The following is a 13906-nucleotide window of genomic DNA, read 5'->3' as shown; positions in this document are numbered from 1 at the left end:
CAGGTCTTGAAATCCCCCAAAAAGGCTTAAGCGCGCACCGATTCCAGCTCGTTGCCGATCCGCCGGGCCAACTCGTCCTCACCGATGGTCTTGGACCCGCCGTGGGCGCGCAGGAACATGAGTGCTTCCAGACGCAGGAACCGCCATTCGCGTTCGGCTTCGTGGTTGCCGTTGTCGATTGCGCGGAAGATTTCCTTGTCGTACAGGTTGGGTTCGTTGAGCGAGCGCTGGCGCACCCTGGCGTTGATCCGGGCCTTGAACGGGTCCTCTTCCTGGGACTCGGGGGCTCGGAGCAGCTTCTCGTACACGGCGGCACGCTCGGCTTGGCCTGCTTCGCGGCAGATGAAACTGGACAATGCCAATGCCCTCTCGATCGACGCCCAGCGATCCAGGTTTCCGTCAAAGGGCAGCACGTTCAGCAGGTCCGCGACGGCCAAAGCGTGGTCCGGATCGCGAAGCACGATGCATAGATCGAACGCGAGGTCGCTCAGGTCCCGGAGGCAGCTGCCGGATTTGGTGTTGATGCCTTTCGAGAGCCGTTCGGCAAGTACTTGAACGCCGTTCTTGCCCTTGTGGTTGGCGGCGGCGGCGCTCACCACAGCTTCGTGGGTTCCTTCGGGTTCGGGAATGAGCGCGAGTTCTTCAGCGCTCGGTCCGGTATACGTCGGCGGCGACTCGGGGCGCGGAGGTACGACGACGGCAGGTCCAGCGGGAGCATCGGCGTCGGCATCCGCGGCGGTGCTGGAGTCGGTGGTGCCGGAGTCGGGCCCGGGCGAGTCGGCTGTGCCGGCGTCGCCGGCGTCCGCGCCTGAGCCGGCCGCTACTCCGTCACCCACAGGAACACTGGACCCGACAGCTATCCGTACCGTGCCGCCGTCGACCATTGTCGCAAGCAGCAGGGCGGCCACGCCGTAGTCGTCGTTGTGCACCTCGATGCTGCGGATTTCCTCGGCTGGTCCGTCACCGGGCGGGAACACAAAGTCTCCGGGCTGCAGGTCCCCAGCCTGCTTCTCTCTGTACTGCTGTGTGGCTGGGCTGTGAGTCATCGGAAGTCCTTTGGTTCTCTTGGGGTCCGCCGTCCAGTCTACAAAGACCGGCCGCTGCAGGGCTCGGGACCCGCTAGAGAACCACGCCCGAGAATGCCAAGGCCTGCCGCACAAGGTTTCCGCGGCCGCCCTCGAATTCCTGCTGGACGTCGTCGCTCAGCACCTCCTGAGGCGTCATCCAGGTCAGTTCCAAGGCGTCCTGTCGCGGTTCGCATTCGCCGGTCACGGGGATGATGTAGACCAGCGACACAGCGTGCTGGCGGTCGTCCGTGAAGCCCGTCTGGGACGGGGCCGGGAAGTATTCGGCCACTGTGAACGGAACCGGGCTGATGGGCAACTGCGGGAAGGCAAGGGGACCGAGGTCCTTTTCCATGTGCCGCAGGAGCGCCGCGCGGATGGTTTCGCGGTAGAGGACGCGGCCGGAGACGAGGTAGCGCACCATGTTGCCGTCGGCGTCGCCCTGCAGGAGCGTGCCAACCTCGTTCACATACCCGAGCGGATCCAGCCTGACCGGAACAGCCTCCACGTAGACCATGGGGAGGCGGCCGCGGGCTTCGAAGAGGTCTTCATCTGAAAGCCAGCCTGGATACGGGTCGGGTGTACGTACGCTCATGGTTAAGTTCTACCCCATCCCCAGCCGAAGTTCCTTGGTGGCGTCCCGGCGGCTGGGCGGTTACGCTCTCGGCGGCATTAGAGCGCCAGAATCGATTCGAGTGGCTCCCCGGATGTTATGCGCGCAAGGATGTCCGGCTCGGCGGCGTCCGATTGCAGCGCCTTGGCCAGAACGTCCCGTGCAGCGTCGGGTGAAAGCACGATCAGCCCGTTGTCGTCCCCCAGCACCAGGTCGCCGGGGTTGACCTCCACGCCGCCGCACCTCACGGGGACGTTCACGGCGGACCCGTTCCCGTGGAGGCGCTTGGTGGTGAGGCACGAGGTCCCGCGGGCGAACACCGGCAAGCCGGTTTGCCGCAGTTCCAGCACGTCGGTGGCCACGCCATCAACCACGACGGCGGCAGCACCTTGGGCGAGCGCCGCGGCTGCCGTCACGGCCCCGACGGGCGCATGCCGGTGGTCGCCGAGCATGTCCACCACCAGGACGTCCCCGGGTTTGAGTGCCAGGAGAGCGCGGTTCATGGCGATGGCGTCCTGGTCGGCGATCCGGACGGTGACGGCTGGGCCGGCGATCTTCACGTTGTCCAGAAGCGACTGGACAGCGGGGGAGACGAAGCCCTCTTCGAGGAAGTGGCCGATGGTCGGGTAACTGACGTCGGTCAGGTCCTCCAAGCTGGTGGGGGTCACTGGGCAACCTCTGGTTTCCCGGCAAGGACTGCCACGCATTCAATTTCCAAGGAGACGCCCCACAAGCTCACGCACACGGTGGTCCGGGCAGGCTTGGCGGTTCCGAAGTACTCCACGTATACGCGGTTGTACTCTTCCAGCTGGTCCGGGCTGGTCAGGTAGGTGTTGATCTTGACCACGTGCTGCAGGCTGGATCCTGCAGCCGCCAACACCTCGGCGAGGTTCTGGATGGTTTGCCGGACCTGCCCTTCGAAGGTGTCCGGTTGATCGTCAAGTCCCGTGATGGCGGGGATCTGGCCGGAGGTGAACACAAAGCCGTTCGCAATGACCGCCGGGGAAAAGGGCCCGACGGCGGGCGCCTGGCCGGGGATGCCTGCCAGGCGCTCGATGGTGGTGACGGTCACCGGGCTGCCGCGGCTTCTGCGGAGCCAGCGGACGCGGGTGCCTCGTCGACGGCGTCGATGTTGCCGTACCGGGTTTCGGTCAGCAGGAAGAGTGCCACCAGGGACAGTCCGGCTGCGGCCATGATGTACCAGGCGATGGACGAGCTCTGACCCGTCATGCCCAAGAGCCACGTGGTGACGAACGGGGTGGCGGCACTGCCCAGGAGGCCGGACAACATGTAAGCCACCGACAGGCCGGAGTAGCGGACCTTGGAGCCGAACAGCTCGGCCAGGAACGTGGCGATGGGGCCGTAGTTGGCGCAGAACGCGGTCATCATGGCCAGGTAGGCGACGAAGAGCAGTGCCACCGATTTGGTGTCCATGAGCCAGAACATGGGGAAGGCGAGTGCTGCCTCGGCTGCCACGCCGGCGAAGATGATGGGTTTGCGACCATACTTATCCGACAGCTTGCCGAAGAACGGGATGAGGAACAGTCCCAGGATGCAGGAGGCCAGGACCACCCAGAGCATCAGGCTCTCGGAGTGGCCGAGTTCCTTCTTGCCATAGGAGACGCCGGAGGCCACCAACAGGGTGAATGTGCTGCCCGTGGAAAGGGTGGCGACGCCGCCCAGGACAACCTGCTTCCAGTACTTGGCCATCAGTGCCGCGAACGGCATCTTGGCCTTGGCTCCGGCGGTCTTGACTGCCTGGAAGGAAGGAGTTTCCTCGATGTGCAGGCGGATGTAGATGCCCACAGTGACCAGGAGGACCGAGGCCAGGAACGGGATGCGCCAGCCCCACGAATACAGGGCTTCGGTGCTGACGGTGGAGGCAACAATCAGGAAGGCCACGTTGGCGATCAAGGTGCCGGCGGGAACGCCGACCTGCACCAGCGAACCGTAGAAACCACGGCGGGCAGGAGGAGCGTGTTCAACGGTCATGAGCACGGCGCCGCCCCATTCGCCGCCGAGGGCCAGGCCCTGGATGACGCGGAGGAAGAGCAACAGGAGCGGGGCCATGATGCCGATGCTGTTGTAATCCGGCAGCAGGCCAATGGCGAACGTAGCTGCCCCCATGGTCAGGAGGGAGACCAGGAGCATGGACTTGCGGCCCAGCCGGTCACCGAAGTGTCCGAAGATGATGGCGCCGACCATGCGGGCAATGTAGGCGGAAGCGAAGGTGCCGAAGGCCAGCATGGTGCCGACGATTGGATCGAAGCTGGGGAAGAAGATCTTGTTGAAGACAAGGGCCGACGCCGTCCCGAAGACGAAAAGGTCGTACCACTCGACGGTGGTGCCAATAACGCTGGCGAGGGCAATCTTGCGCATCTTTGCCAGGTCCAGCCTGGATGTTGATGCGGAGGCAGTATCTACCGTGTGGGCCATCTGATTCTCCGGATGGGGTGCGGGGACGAGTGTCCGGTGCAAGGTAGCTCCAACTATGGTGTGTGCTCGATCACACCATCAATGGCATAACTTCCAGCAAACCGAGCCCGGGAATGTGAGAACACACACCGACGCCACGGGGCGCGGAATTCCCGACGCCGGGCCTCCTGGTGGGGGGCTGCTGCCTGCCGCCGCGGCTTGGTGGCCTCATTTTGACCCCAGACGAGCCGAAATCAACCCTTTTCGGTCACTTTTCGCCTTCGCAGCCGGAAAACAAGGTCAGGAAGAAACGCGGCCGCGAAAGTGTTAGGCCCACGCCACCACCAGCCGGGCCGTCTTTGCGGGAACGGCAAGGTCTATCCCCGTCAGCTCCTGGAACCGGTTGAGGCGGTTGAGGATGGTGTTGCGGTGGCAGAAGAGTTGCTCGGAGGTGACGGTGATGTTGCCCGTGCTGAGGTAGTTCCGGACTGTTTCCAGCAAGCGTTCGCGCTCGCCGCCCCGGCAGTCAGCCAAGGCCGCCTCGAGTTCTGCGGCGAGGTCCAGCCCGGCGTCTTGCAGGTTCTGTTGGGCCAGCCGCGCCCAGGCGGAATCGGCGGAGAGGGGGCCGGTGTCCCGGGGGCGGAGCAGGGCAGCCAGGCTTTCGGCGGTTCGGGCAGCCCCCGGTAGGGCGCGCAGGCCCAGGACTTCGGGCACGTACCCGCAAGGGACATTCACGACGCCGGGTGGCAGCTGCTGGCTGTCGACTTCCGGGCTGTGAGCCTCGCCTCGGGGTTCAGGTCCTCGCGTCCGTGCCGCAGGCAGCGCCCAGAAGACATAGGTGTTGCCGCCGGATTCGTGCAGGAACAACCGCTGCCGGGTGTGCTGCCCCGATCCGAACTGGGACGTGGCTGCCCGCAGCCGTGCACCGGGTTCGCCGCTGGCTGCCACCAAGGCAAACCGCGACTCCGGGTTGATGCCTAACGCGGAAGCCACTTGCGCGGAGGTTTCCAACGATGGGCTGCTCTGGTTGAACAGGCGGGCGATGAACTCGCGTTGGATGCTCGACTCTTCCTGGGCCATCCTGACCCGCTCGGTCAAGTAGCTCGTGTGGGTGCGGGTGGCGAATTCGTCCACGACGCTCCACACCTGGTCCACCCTGGTGGCCAGCAGGGCGGCATCTTCGGTGTGGGCGATCTCCAGCAGTTCGGCCCACAGGATGCTGAAGTCCAAGCGCACGGCGGAGGTCAGCGACTCCGGTGGGATACCGGCCCGGGCGCGCTTGGACCCGAGGTCGGAAGCGAAGTCCAGCAGGCCATCGCGGCTGTCGATGCGGCCATTCCTGAGGCCGCTGATCAGGCGCCGAAAAGTCTCCCGTGCTGTCTCCTGGATTTCCAGGACGGTCACTTGGCTTTCGCCGTATTCGGGGATCTCACGGACCCTCGTGGTGAAGGCCTGCGCCAAGGTGTCCAGCCTGCCCTCGAGCTGATCCACCAGCTCAGTCCACCGAACAGCATGCCCCGAGGTATCAGAATTGTGCATTCACACATTCTAGCGCCATGATTCCGTGGTGGATTGCTAGTCATTTTGGGAAAAACTACTGGCACTATGGATTGAGTCACACAAATTTGCCCGGGCACCCCCAACGTCCGGTCCCGTTCGCACTCATGGAGCAACAATGGCAAGCACGGTCAGCGGAGCCACGGACACCAGTCCCACGGCAGTACGCGTCGTCGATGAAAGCGTTACCAAGAAGGTGGCCCTGGCCGCCCTGGTGGGCACTGCGCTGGAATGGTACGACTTCTTCCTTTTCACCACAGCCGCTGCGCTGGTGTTCAACGCACAGTTCTTCGTCTCCCAGGACCCCTTCGTGGCGGCCATGGGATCCTTCGCAACACTCGCGGTAGGCTTCGTGGCCCGTCCGATCGGTGGCTTCATCTTCGGCGCCCTCGGAGACAAGGTGGGCCGCAAGAAGATCCTCATGGTCACCATCGTGGGCATCGGCATTGTCACCGGTCTCATCGGCTTGCTGCCGAACTACATGACCATCGGCTTGGCCGCCCCCATCCTCCTGGTGGCGCTGCGCATCGTCCAGGGACTCGCCGTCGGCGGTGAGTGGAGCGGCGCGGTGATCATCGCCGTCGAGAATGCTCCGGTGGAAAAGCGCGCACGCTACGCCGCCCTGCCGCAGATCGGTTCCCCGATCGGCACCATCCTCTCCTCCGGTGGCTTCTTCGGCATGCTGTTCCTGGTAGGACAGACCAACTTTGACGCTTGGGGCTGGCGCATCCCGTTCATCGCCGCCATCCCGTTGCTGGCCATCTCGCTGTGGATCCGCAGCCGCCTCAGCGAATCCCCCGAATTCGAAGCCCTGATGGAATCCGGCGAGACGGAGCACGCTCCCATCCGCGGCGTGCTGAAGAACAGCTGGCGGCAAATCCTGGTGGGCATGTGCTCGGCGTTGCTCGGCATTGGTGGCTTCTACCTCATCACCAGCTTCGTGGTCTTCTACGGCACCAAAGTCCTGAAGTTGCCCTCTGAACTCCTGCTCCTGGGCACCCTGCTTGCTGCGGCACTTGAGATCGCCGCACTGATCTGGGCAGGCCGCCTGGGCGAGAAGTACGGCGCCAGCAAGGTCATCCTGTGGGGCGGCGTGGCCTCGGCCATCATTGCGATCCCCGTCTTCCTGGCCATCGACAGCCGCAACCCCGTCCTGGTGGTCCTCGCCATGATGATCGGCGTCGCTGTCCTCTCCATCCCTTACGCCGTCTCCGGAACCGCACTGACTGCGCTGTTCGCCACGAAGGTCCGCTACACCGGCGTCGCCATCACCTCCAACACTGCAGGCGTCATCTCAGGCTTCGTGCCTCTGATCGCCACCGCCCTGGTAGCCGCCAACAACTCCTTCTGGCCTGGAGCGATCATCCTCCTGGTCGTGTCCGCACTGACTGCGCTCTCCGGCCTGTTCCTCCCCGCCCTTTCCATCGAAGAAGAAGGAATGAAGCATTGAGCACAACCACCGCCGGCCACCTGATTGTTAACCAACTCGAACGGGCAGGCGTCCAACGCGTCTACACCGTGCCGGGCGAGAGCTTCCTGGACGTCCTTGACGGACTGCACGGCTCGCCGATCCGGAACGTGGTGGCCCGGCAGGAGGGCGGTGCCGGGTTCATGGCACTGGCCGAAGGCCGCCTGACCGAGCTTCCTGGCATCGCCATGGTGACCCGTGGTCCGGGTGCTGCCAACGCCTTCATTGCCATCCATACCGCCCACCAGGACGCCACGCCGCTGATCCTGTTCGTCGGCCTGATCCCGGTGGCTGATCGTGGCCGCGAGTCGTTCCAGGAGTTCGACATCAATGCCTGGTTCGGCAGCACAGCCAAGAAGGTAGTGACCCTCGACGACGCCGCTTCCGCCGCCCGCGTGGTGGACGACGCGATCTTCACCGCCCTCAGCGGACGCCCCGGACCCGTGGTGATCGGCCTGCCGGAGGATGTTCTGGTGCATGTCGTTGAGGACGCCACTGTGGAACCTCGTACGGTTGCCCGTCCCGAGCCCGCCGCGGCCGAGCTGTCCGGCCTCACCCAAAAGTTGGAGAAGGCGCGCAAGCCGCTGGTCGTCGTCGGCGGTGAAGGCTGGACGCAGGAGTCCGGCGAGCAGCTGGCCGCGTGGGCGAGCCGCAACAGCGTCCCGGTGGTGGCCGACTTCCGCGCCTACGACGCCGTCCCGCACCGCAGCGACGCCTACGCCGGCTATCTGGGCTACGGCCGCAGCGACGCCAACTCCCAGCGCCTGGACGACGCCGATTTGCTGATCTTTGTTGGCTGCGTCCGCGGCGACGTCCTGTCCGACGGCTACAAGCGCGGGCTCGACGCCGAGACCGTAATAGTCAACGCCGATGCCAACCTCCTGGGCCACTTCGGCCGCGTGGACCAGCACATCATCGCGGACGTCAGCGCCTTCGCCGCTGTGCTGGCTTCATTTCCTGCGGCCGGCGAGCGCGAGGACGGCTGGTTCGCCAGCGCCCGCGCCGATCAGCTCACGTTCTCCACGCCGCGGCCCGACGGCGGCATTGGCGTCGACTTGGGTGTCGCCATGGAGGTCCTCAAGAAGGAAATGGACCCCGACGCCGTCCTGACGTTCGGTGCCGGAAACCACGCGATCTGGCCCGCTCGCTACCTGGACCACAACTCCGCCAACTCCCTGGCCGCTCCGCGTAACGGGGCCATGGGCATGGGCATCCCGGCGGCCGTAGCGGCGTCGCTGGCATACCCCGGCCGGCAGGTCATTTCCGTGGCCGGTGATGGCTGCTTCATGATGAACGGCCAGGAGATCGCCACGGCTATGGGCTACGGCGCCAAGTTCATCGTCCTGGTAGTGGACAACGGCATTTTCGCCACCATCCGCGAACATCAGGAAGCGCACTACCCGGACCGACCGTCCGGCACGCACATGACCAACCCGGACTTCGCGGCACTCGCCCGCTCCTACGGCGGCTACGGCGAGCGCGTGGACCGCACGGAAGACTTCGCTGCCGCGTTCCGCCGCGCCGTCGACTCCGGCCTCCCGGCCCTCTTGCATCTGCCGCAGGACCCCACCACGCGTTCCCCCAAGACATCAACAAACTGACCGGAGCCTCACCGTGATCCAGCTTCAGAACATCATCAACGGCGAGTCCGTGGACGACGCGGCCAGCCTGCCGTTCTTCGACCCCGCCACGGGCCAGCAAATCGGCACGGCGCCGGACAGTGGCGCCGCCGCCGTCGACTCCGCCTTCCAAGCCGCCGCCGCGGCTTTCAAGAGTTACAAGCGCACGACGCCGGGAACGCGCCAGTCGCTGCTGTTGCAGTTGGCGGACCTCATTGAGGCGAATGCCGATCGTCTCCTCGAGGCAGAGGTTGCCTGCACGGGCAAGCCAGCAGCCCTTACCAAGGAGCTCGAAATCCTGCGCGGCGCGGACCAACTGCGTTTCTTCGCCGGGGCCTGCCGGGTTGTTTCCGGCACGGCCCAGACAGAGTACGTTGAGGGCTTCTCATCCACCATCCGGCGGGAACCCATTGGGGTGGTCGCCCAGATCACGCCGTGGAACTACCCGTTCATGATGGCCATCTGGAAGATCGGTCCCGCCCTCGCAGCGGGTAACACCCTGGTCCTCAAGCCCGCCGACACCACACCCTGGTCAACCGTGGTCCTGGGGGAACTGGCCCAGCAGGTGTACCCGGCCGGCGTGGTGAACGTGGTCTGCGGTGGTCGGGAAGCCGGCGCTGCGATGGTGGAGCACGACATCCCGGAGATGGTTTCCATCACCGGTTCCACCCGGGCCGGTGCCCAGGTCATGTCGGCGGCTTCCAAGACCCTGAAGGACGTCCATTTGGAGCTCGGTGGCAAAGCGCCCGCCGTGGTGTTTGCCGACGTCGACATCCGGCGGACCGCGGGCGAAATCGCCCTTGCTGCCTTCTTCAATGCCGGGCAGGACTGCACGGCGGTGACCCGGGTGCTGGTCCACCAGGACATCCACACCGAGTTCGCGGCGGCTCTGGCCGACGCCGCTTCCGCCCTGAAGGTAGGGGGCGACGATGCCGACCTTGGTCCGCTCAACAGCGCTGCCCAGTTGGATCGCGTGGAGGGCTTCATGTCCCGGCTGCCTGCCAACGCCCGTGTCCTGTCCGGCGGCAAGCGCACCGGCACGGGCTTCCACTTCGAGCCGACGGTCATCGATGGCGTGTTCCAGACGGACGAAGTGGTGTGCGATGAAATCTTCGGCCCCGTGCTGACGGTCCAGCCGTTCGCCACCGAGGACGAAGCCATTGAACTGGCCAACGGCACCAAGTACGCCCTGGCATCCAGCGTGTGGTCCGAGAATCACGGTGTGGTGACCCGCGTGTCCAACGAGCTCGATTTCGGTGCCGTATGGATCAACTGCCACCAGGTGATTCCGGCCGAAGCGCCCCACGGCGGATTCAAGCACTCCGGAACCGGCAAGGATCTCTCCGTGTACGGCCTCGAGGACTACACGCGCATCAAGTCCGTCACCACTTCGCACCGCTAGAACCTGACATGAAACTCGATCTCCTCCTGCGGAACGCAGACATCATCACCATGGACCCGTCGCGCCCGGTGGCCAGTTCGCTGGGCATCTGGCAAGGGCGCATCGTGGGCCTCGACGAGGACGTCGCCGGGCTGGATGCCCGTGAGGTTTTGGACCTCGACGGCGCCACGGTAACGCCAGGCTTCATCGACGCCCATTGCCACACCACGTGGTTCGGGCTGGGCCTGGCGGAACTGGACGTCTCCGGCGCCCGCGGTCTGGAGGAGCTGTATGGGCTTCTCCGCGGTGCTGTGACTCACGGCGGGGCCGACCGCGGGGCGTGGCTTTTCGCCACCGGATTCAGCCAGACCCAGCACGGCGGTTCTTTCCCGGACATCGCCGAGCTGGACCGCATCACGGGGGAGCGGCCGCTGTTCATGCGGCACAACTCCGGGCACATGGCTGTGGTCAACACAGCCGCGTTGCGGCTGGCAGGTGCCGAGTCGCCGTCGTTCCCCGATCCCGACGGCGGAGCGATCGTCCGCGATGCAGCTGGACGTCCCACGGGACTCGTCCAGGAGACGGCCCAGGAACTGATCCAGCAGCTGATCCTGCCGTATTCGCTGGAGGACATCGAGGCCGCCCTCGAACGGGCAACGCTGTACTACGCGTCCGAAGGCATCACGAGCTTCACCGAGGCCGGCGTGGGTGGCGGGTGGATCGGGCACAGCCCGGCCGAGCTCGCCGCCTACCAAGGCGCCGCGGCGCACGGACGGCTCCACGCCCGGGCACAGGTGATGCCGGTGCTGGACGTGCTGCACGGACTCAACGGGCATGCCTCCGACAGTGTTGGCGCGGCCCCGGCCGGGCTGGACCTTGGCATCACCAGCGGTTTCGGAAACGAGTACCTGTCCCTTGGTCCCGCGAAGGTCTTCCTTGACGGCTCGCTACTTGGCGAAACCGCGGCCGTGAGCCACGAGTTCTGCAGTCACGGGCACAAGGACAACCGCGGCAACATTGGCTACTTCCAAGCAGACCCCGCCCAACTGCGGGAACGCATTGAGGCCGCCTACGCCGCCGGGTGGTCCATCGCGGCGCACGCCATCGGGGACCGGGCCATCGACCTCGCCGTGGATATCATCACGGACTGCCAAGCTGTGTACGGGCCGCGTCGGGTGCCCAACAGGATCGAACACGCCTCCATGACGCGCCCCGATCAACTCGCCAGGCTTGCGGACGCCGGCATCGCCGTGACACCCCAGGCAAGCTTCTTCCGGGACGGTGGGGACGGCATGACCGCTTCCCTCGGACCGGACCGCCTGCCGTGGGCGTACCGGGCAGCCAGCTTCCTGGAAGCAGGAGTGGTGCTCGCGGGAAGCTCGGACCGGCCCGTCGCGGACGGGAACGTCCTCCGCGGCATGCAAGCTTTTGTTGACCGCAAGACGGAGTCCGGGGCCGTCTTTGGCAACCCGGCCGAGCGCCTCACCCCGCAGCAGGCACTTGCCGCGTACACCAGCGCCGCCGCCGCAGCCACCGGATCCCTTGCGGAGAAGGGCACGCTGTCACCGGGCAAGCTCGCCGATTTCGTTGTCCTGTCCGCCTCACCGCTGACCGCACCGGCCATCAGCCAACTGCGGGTCTTGGCCACCGCCGTCGGAGGCCGTTTCACCCATCAATCAACCGACTTCAACGCTGAACTTTCCAAAGAAAGTCCGTTCGCGGGCCGTGTTTCAGCGACGCAGAGCTCATAGGGGAGACCATGACAACCACCACACGTTTCACCGCCCAGGACACCGCCTTCGTGCAGGACTTCCACACCATGAGCGCCTTCGGTGCCACCGAAAACGGAGGCGTGGACCGCCAGGCCGCCACCATTCCCGACGGCGAACAGCGCCGCTGGCTCGCGGGCCTCCTCGAGGAACACGGCTTCACGGTGAAGTTCGACCACGCAGGCAACCAGTGGGGCCTCTACGAGGCCGTGCCCGGTGCGCCCTTCGTGGTGGTCGGCTCCCACATGGATTCACAGCCGACGGCGGGACGATACGACGGCGCGTACGGCGTCCTCGCCGCTGCCCACGCCGCGTTCCGCCTGGCAGCGCGCTGGGAAGCCGGCGCCACGGCACCCACGTTCAACCTCGCCGTCGTCAACTGGTTCAACGAAGAAGGCAGCCGCTTCAAGCCGTCCATGATGGGCTCGTCCGTGTACACCGGCAAACTGGACCTGGAGGATGCGCTCGACACCAAGGACGCCGCCGGAATTTCCGTGCGGGACGCGCTGGACGCGATCGGTTGCCGCGGAACGTTTGAAGGGCCGGAGGCGGCCTACTGCGCCGAAATCCACATCGAGCAGGGACGCAGCATGGAGCGTGAGGGCGTTACCATCGGCCTGGTCAGCTCCAACTGGGCAGCGAACAAGTATGAGTTCGTGGTCCACGGCGAGCAGGCGCACACCGGGTCCACAGTGATCGCTGACCGCAAGGACGCCCTCCTGGGAGCGTCGATGCTGGTGGTCGCGGCGCGTGAACTCGCCGACCGCTTCCCGGGCGTCCTGCACACCTCGGTGGGGCAGCTCAATGTGTACCCCAACTCACCCGTGGTGGTCCCTTCCCGCGTGAACCTGCTCCTGGACCTGCGCAGCGCCGACGAAGCCGTCCTGGCCGAGGCCGATGCACTGCTGCACGCCCGCATCACGGAGATCGAACGGCTCGCCAACGTGTCCGTTGAAAAGAACCACTCACATTCCTGGGCCGTCACGCCGTACCAGCCGGAAGGGGTGGAACTCGCGGCCAAGGTTGCGGCGGACCTGGGGCTGTCCAACAAGGAAGTCATGACCCTCGCCGGGCACGACTCCACCAACATGAAGGACCTGGTCCCCACTGTGATGCTCTTTGTGCCCAGCGTGGATGGCATCTCCCACAACGAGCACGAATACACCAAGGACGAAGACATCGTCGCCGGGCTCACCATGCTCACCGAGGTGGTTGCCCGTCTATGTGACGGGGCGCTGGAAGACTAGCTTCCCGGGTTGGCCGGTGTCTGTTGTGCGGGGGCCTTCTTCACCACAATCGACGCCGGCGCGGAACCGCCCACGGCATCCGGATTGGCCACGTACAGGACGTCCTCGCTGATCCGCGCCTCAATTTTCGCCCCGGTGAGCCGTCTCAGCACGGGTTCCAACTCGCCGTCGTACTCCAAAGCCAGGTCCCCGGACCCGGCAACGGCGCCGTGGATCACGCGCAGGATGCCGCCGTTCTTGGTGCTGAAGGTGGCTGATTCGTCGTCCGAGGTCCGCGGCCGGGCACCGATGTTACGGAGCTCCTGGGCGGAACCGTCGACGTCGGGACTCACCCAGGTGGCCACCACCATGAGGGCCGGGTCGGCTCGATGCGAGGTAGCCCACGTGCCGTCTTCCGCTGTGTGGGCTTGATCGGCGAGGAACTGGAAACCGTCCTTGGCGGTCACTTGGACCGTGGTTCCGTGGGACGCTTCGGTGACGTCCGCCTGCGTGCCGTCCTCCCGAGTCCGGCGGGCGAACTCCTCCAAGATCCCCACCTCCACGCCAAACACCGTTGTCCCATCCTCCGGGGAACCGTGCGCTGCGGCATGCAGCGCGAGGCGACCGGATCCGGCGTCGAACTCCCGCCAGTCGCCCTGATCCACCACCTTGACCAGGCCCAGGGCGGTGAGCACCTCGGTCCATTGCTCCATGCGTGACGTGAAATGTAGGGGGCGGGCTCGCAACATTGGTCCTCCTGGGGTGTGGCAGGGCTTCTACGTTTCAGCCTAGGC

At 65.6% G+C, this 13906-nt stretch carries 12 protein-coding genes; 5 read left to right on the top strand and 7 right to left on the bottom strand.

The window, feature by feature from the left end; translation table 11 throughout:
- Window positions 1–26 precede the first annotated feature (26 nt).
- The 6 genes from ACR30Z_RS14640 to ACR30Z_RS14615 all read right to left on the bottom strand — a co-directional run bounded on the left by ACR30Z_RS14640 (window position 27) and on the right by ACR30Z_RS14615 (window position 5631).
- A complete protein-coding gene (locus ACR30Z_RS14640; RefSeq protein WP_434373244.1) occupies window positions 27–1046 on the bottom strand; it encodes a DUF6707 family protein in 1020 nt (339 codons plus the stop codon).
- A gap of 73 nt (window positions 1047–1119) precedes the next feature.
- Window positions 1120–1659, bottom strand: coding sequence for an NUDIX hydrolase family protein (locus tag ACR30Z_RS14635; protein WP_144650308.1), 540 nt, complete (start codon window positions 1657–1659; stop codon window positions 1120–1122).
- Between the two features lie 77 nt (window positions 1660–1736).
- Complete coding sequence (locus tag ACR30Z_RS14630) at window positions 1737–2345, bottom strand: RraA family protein (RefSeq protein ID WP_434373243.1); 609 nt, start codon at window positions 2343–2345, stop codon at window positions 1737–1739.
- Window positions 2342–2749, bottom strand: a complete 408-nt coding sequence (locus ACR30Z_RS14625; RefSeq protein WP_434373241.1) for a RidA family protein — start codon at window positions 2747–2749, stop codon at window positions 2342–2344. Before ACR30Z_RS14625 ends, ACR30Z_RS14630 begins: the two co-directional genes overlap by 4 nt.
- Window positions 2746–4113 (bottom strand): MFS transporter, encoded by a 1368-nt coding sequence (locus ACR30Z_RS14620; RefSeq protein WP_434373239.1) that lies wholly within the window; start codon window positions 4111–4113, stop codon window positions 2746–2748. The genes ACR30Z_RS14625 and ACR30Z_RS14620 overlap by 4 nt, the downstream gene beginning before the upstream one ends.
- Before the next feature lie 306 nt (window positions 4114–4419).
- Window positions 4420–5631: a PucR family transcriptional regulator gene (locus tag ACR30Z_RS14615; RefSeq protein WP_434373238.1), complete on the bottom strand. Its 1212-nt coding sequence runs from the start codon at window positions 5629–5631 to the stop codon at window positions 4420–4422.
- Window positions 5632–5767: 136 nt separating this feature from the next.
- Here ACR30Z_RS14615 and ACR30Z_RS14610 point away from each other — a divergent pair, with 136 nt between their 5' ends.
- The 5 genes from ACR30Z_RS14610 to ACR30Z_RS14590 are packed head-to-tail and all read left to right on the top strand — an operon-like array spanning window position 5768 to window position 13133.
- Entirely contained in the window at window positions 5768–7099 is a 1332-nt protein-coding gene (locus tag ACR30Z_RS14610; protein WP_144650316.1) for an MFS transporter, read from the top strand.
- Window positions 7096–8718, top strand: coding sequence for a thiamine pyrophosphate-dependent enzyme (locus ACR30Z_RS14605; protein ID WP_434373236.1), 1623 nt, complete (start codon window positions 7096–7098; stop codon window positions 8716–8718). The genes ACR30Z_RS14610 and ACR30Z_RS14605 overlap by 4 nt, the downstream gene beginning before the upstream one ends.
- Window positions 8719–8731: 13 nt before the next feature.
- Window positions 8732–10138 carry a gamma-aminobutyraldehyde dehydrogenase gene (locus ACR30Z_RS14600; protein ID WP_434373234.1) on the top strand — a complete coding sequence of 469 codons (1407 nt, stop codon included), beginning with the start codon at window positions 8732–8734 and terminating at the stop codon, window positions 10136–10138.
- Window positions 10139–10146: 8 nt separating this feature from the next.
- Window positions 10147–11868 carry an amidohydrolase gene (locus ACR30Z_RS14595; protein WP_434373232.1) on the top strand — a complete coding sequence of 574 codons (1722 nt, stop codon included), beginning with the start codon at window positions 10147–10149 and terminating at the stop codon, window positions 11866–11868.
- 8 nt (window positions 11869–11876) lie between these two features.
- The gene (locus ACR30Z_RS14590) at window positions 11877–13133 is read left to right on the top strand and encodes a M20 family metallo-hydrolase (protein WP_434373231.1); all 1257 of its coding nucleotides are present in this window, start codon (window positions 11877–11879) and stop codon (window positions 13131–13133) included.
- Here ACR30Z_RS14590 and ACR30Z_RS14585 read toward each other — a convergent pair.
- Window positions 13130–13825 (bottom strand): hypothetical protein, encoded by a 696-nt coding sequence (locus ACR30Z_RS14585; RefSeq protein ID WP_434373230.1) that lies wholly within the window; start codon window positions 13823–13825, stop codon window positions 13130–13132. The two genes, ACR30Z_RS14590 and ACR30Z_RS14585, sit on opposite strands and share 4 nt — an antisense overlap.
- Between the last annotated feature and the right edge of the window lie 81 nt (window positions 13826–13906).

This window comes from Paenarthrobacter sp. FR1 (genome assembly GCF_051106045.1).
Classification (GTDB): domain Bacteria; phylum Actinomycetota; class Actinomycetes; order Actinomycetales; family Micrococcaceae; genus Arthrobacter; species Arthrobacter nitroguajacolicus_A.
The sequence above is the reverse complement of the archived record's forward strand: the minus strand, read 5'-3'. Positions and strand labels throughout refer to the sequence as shown.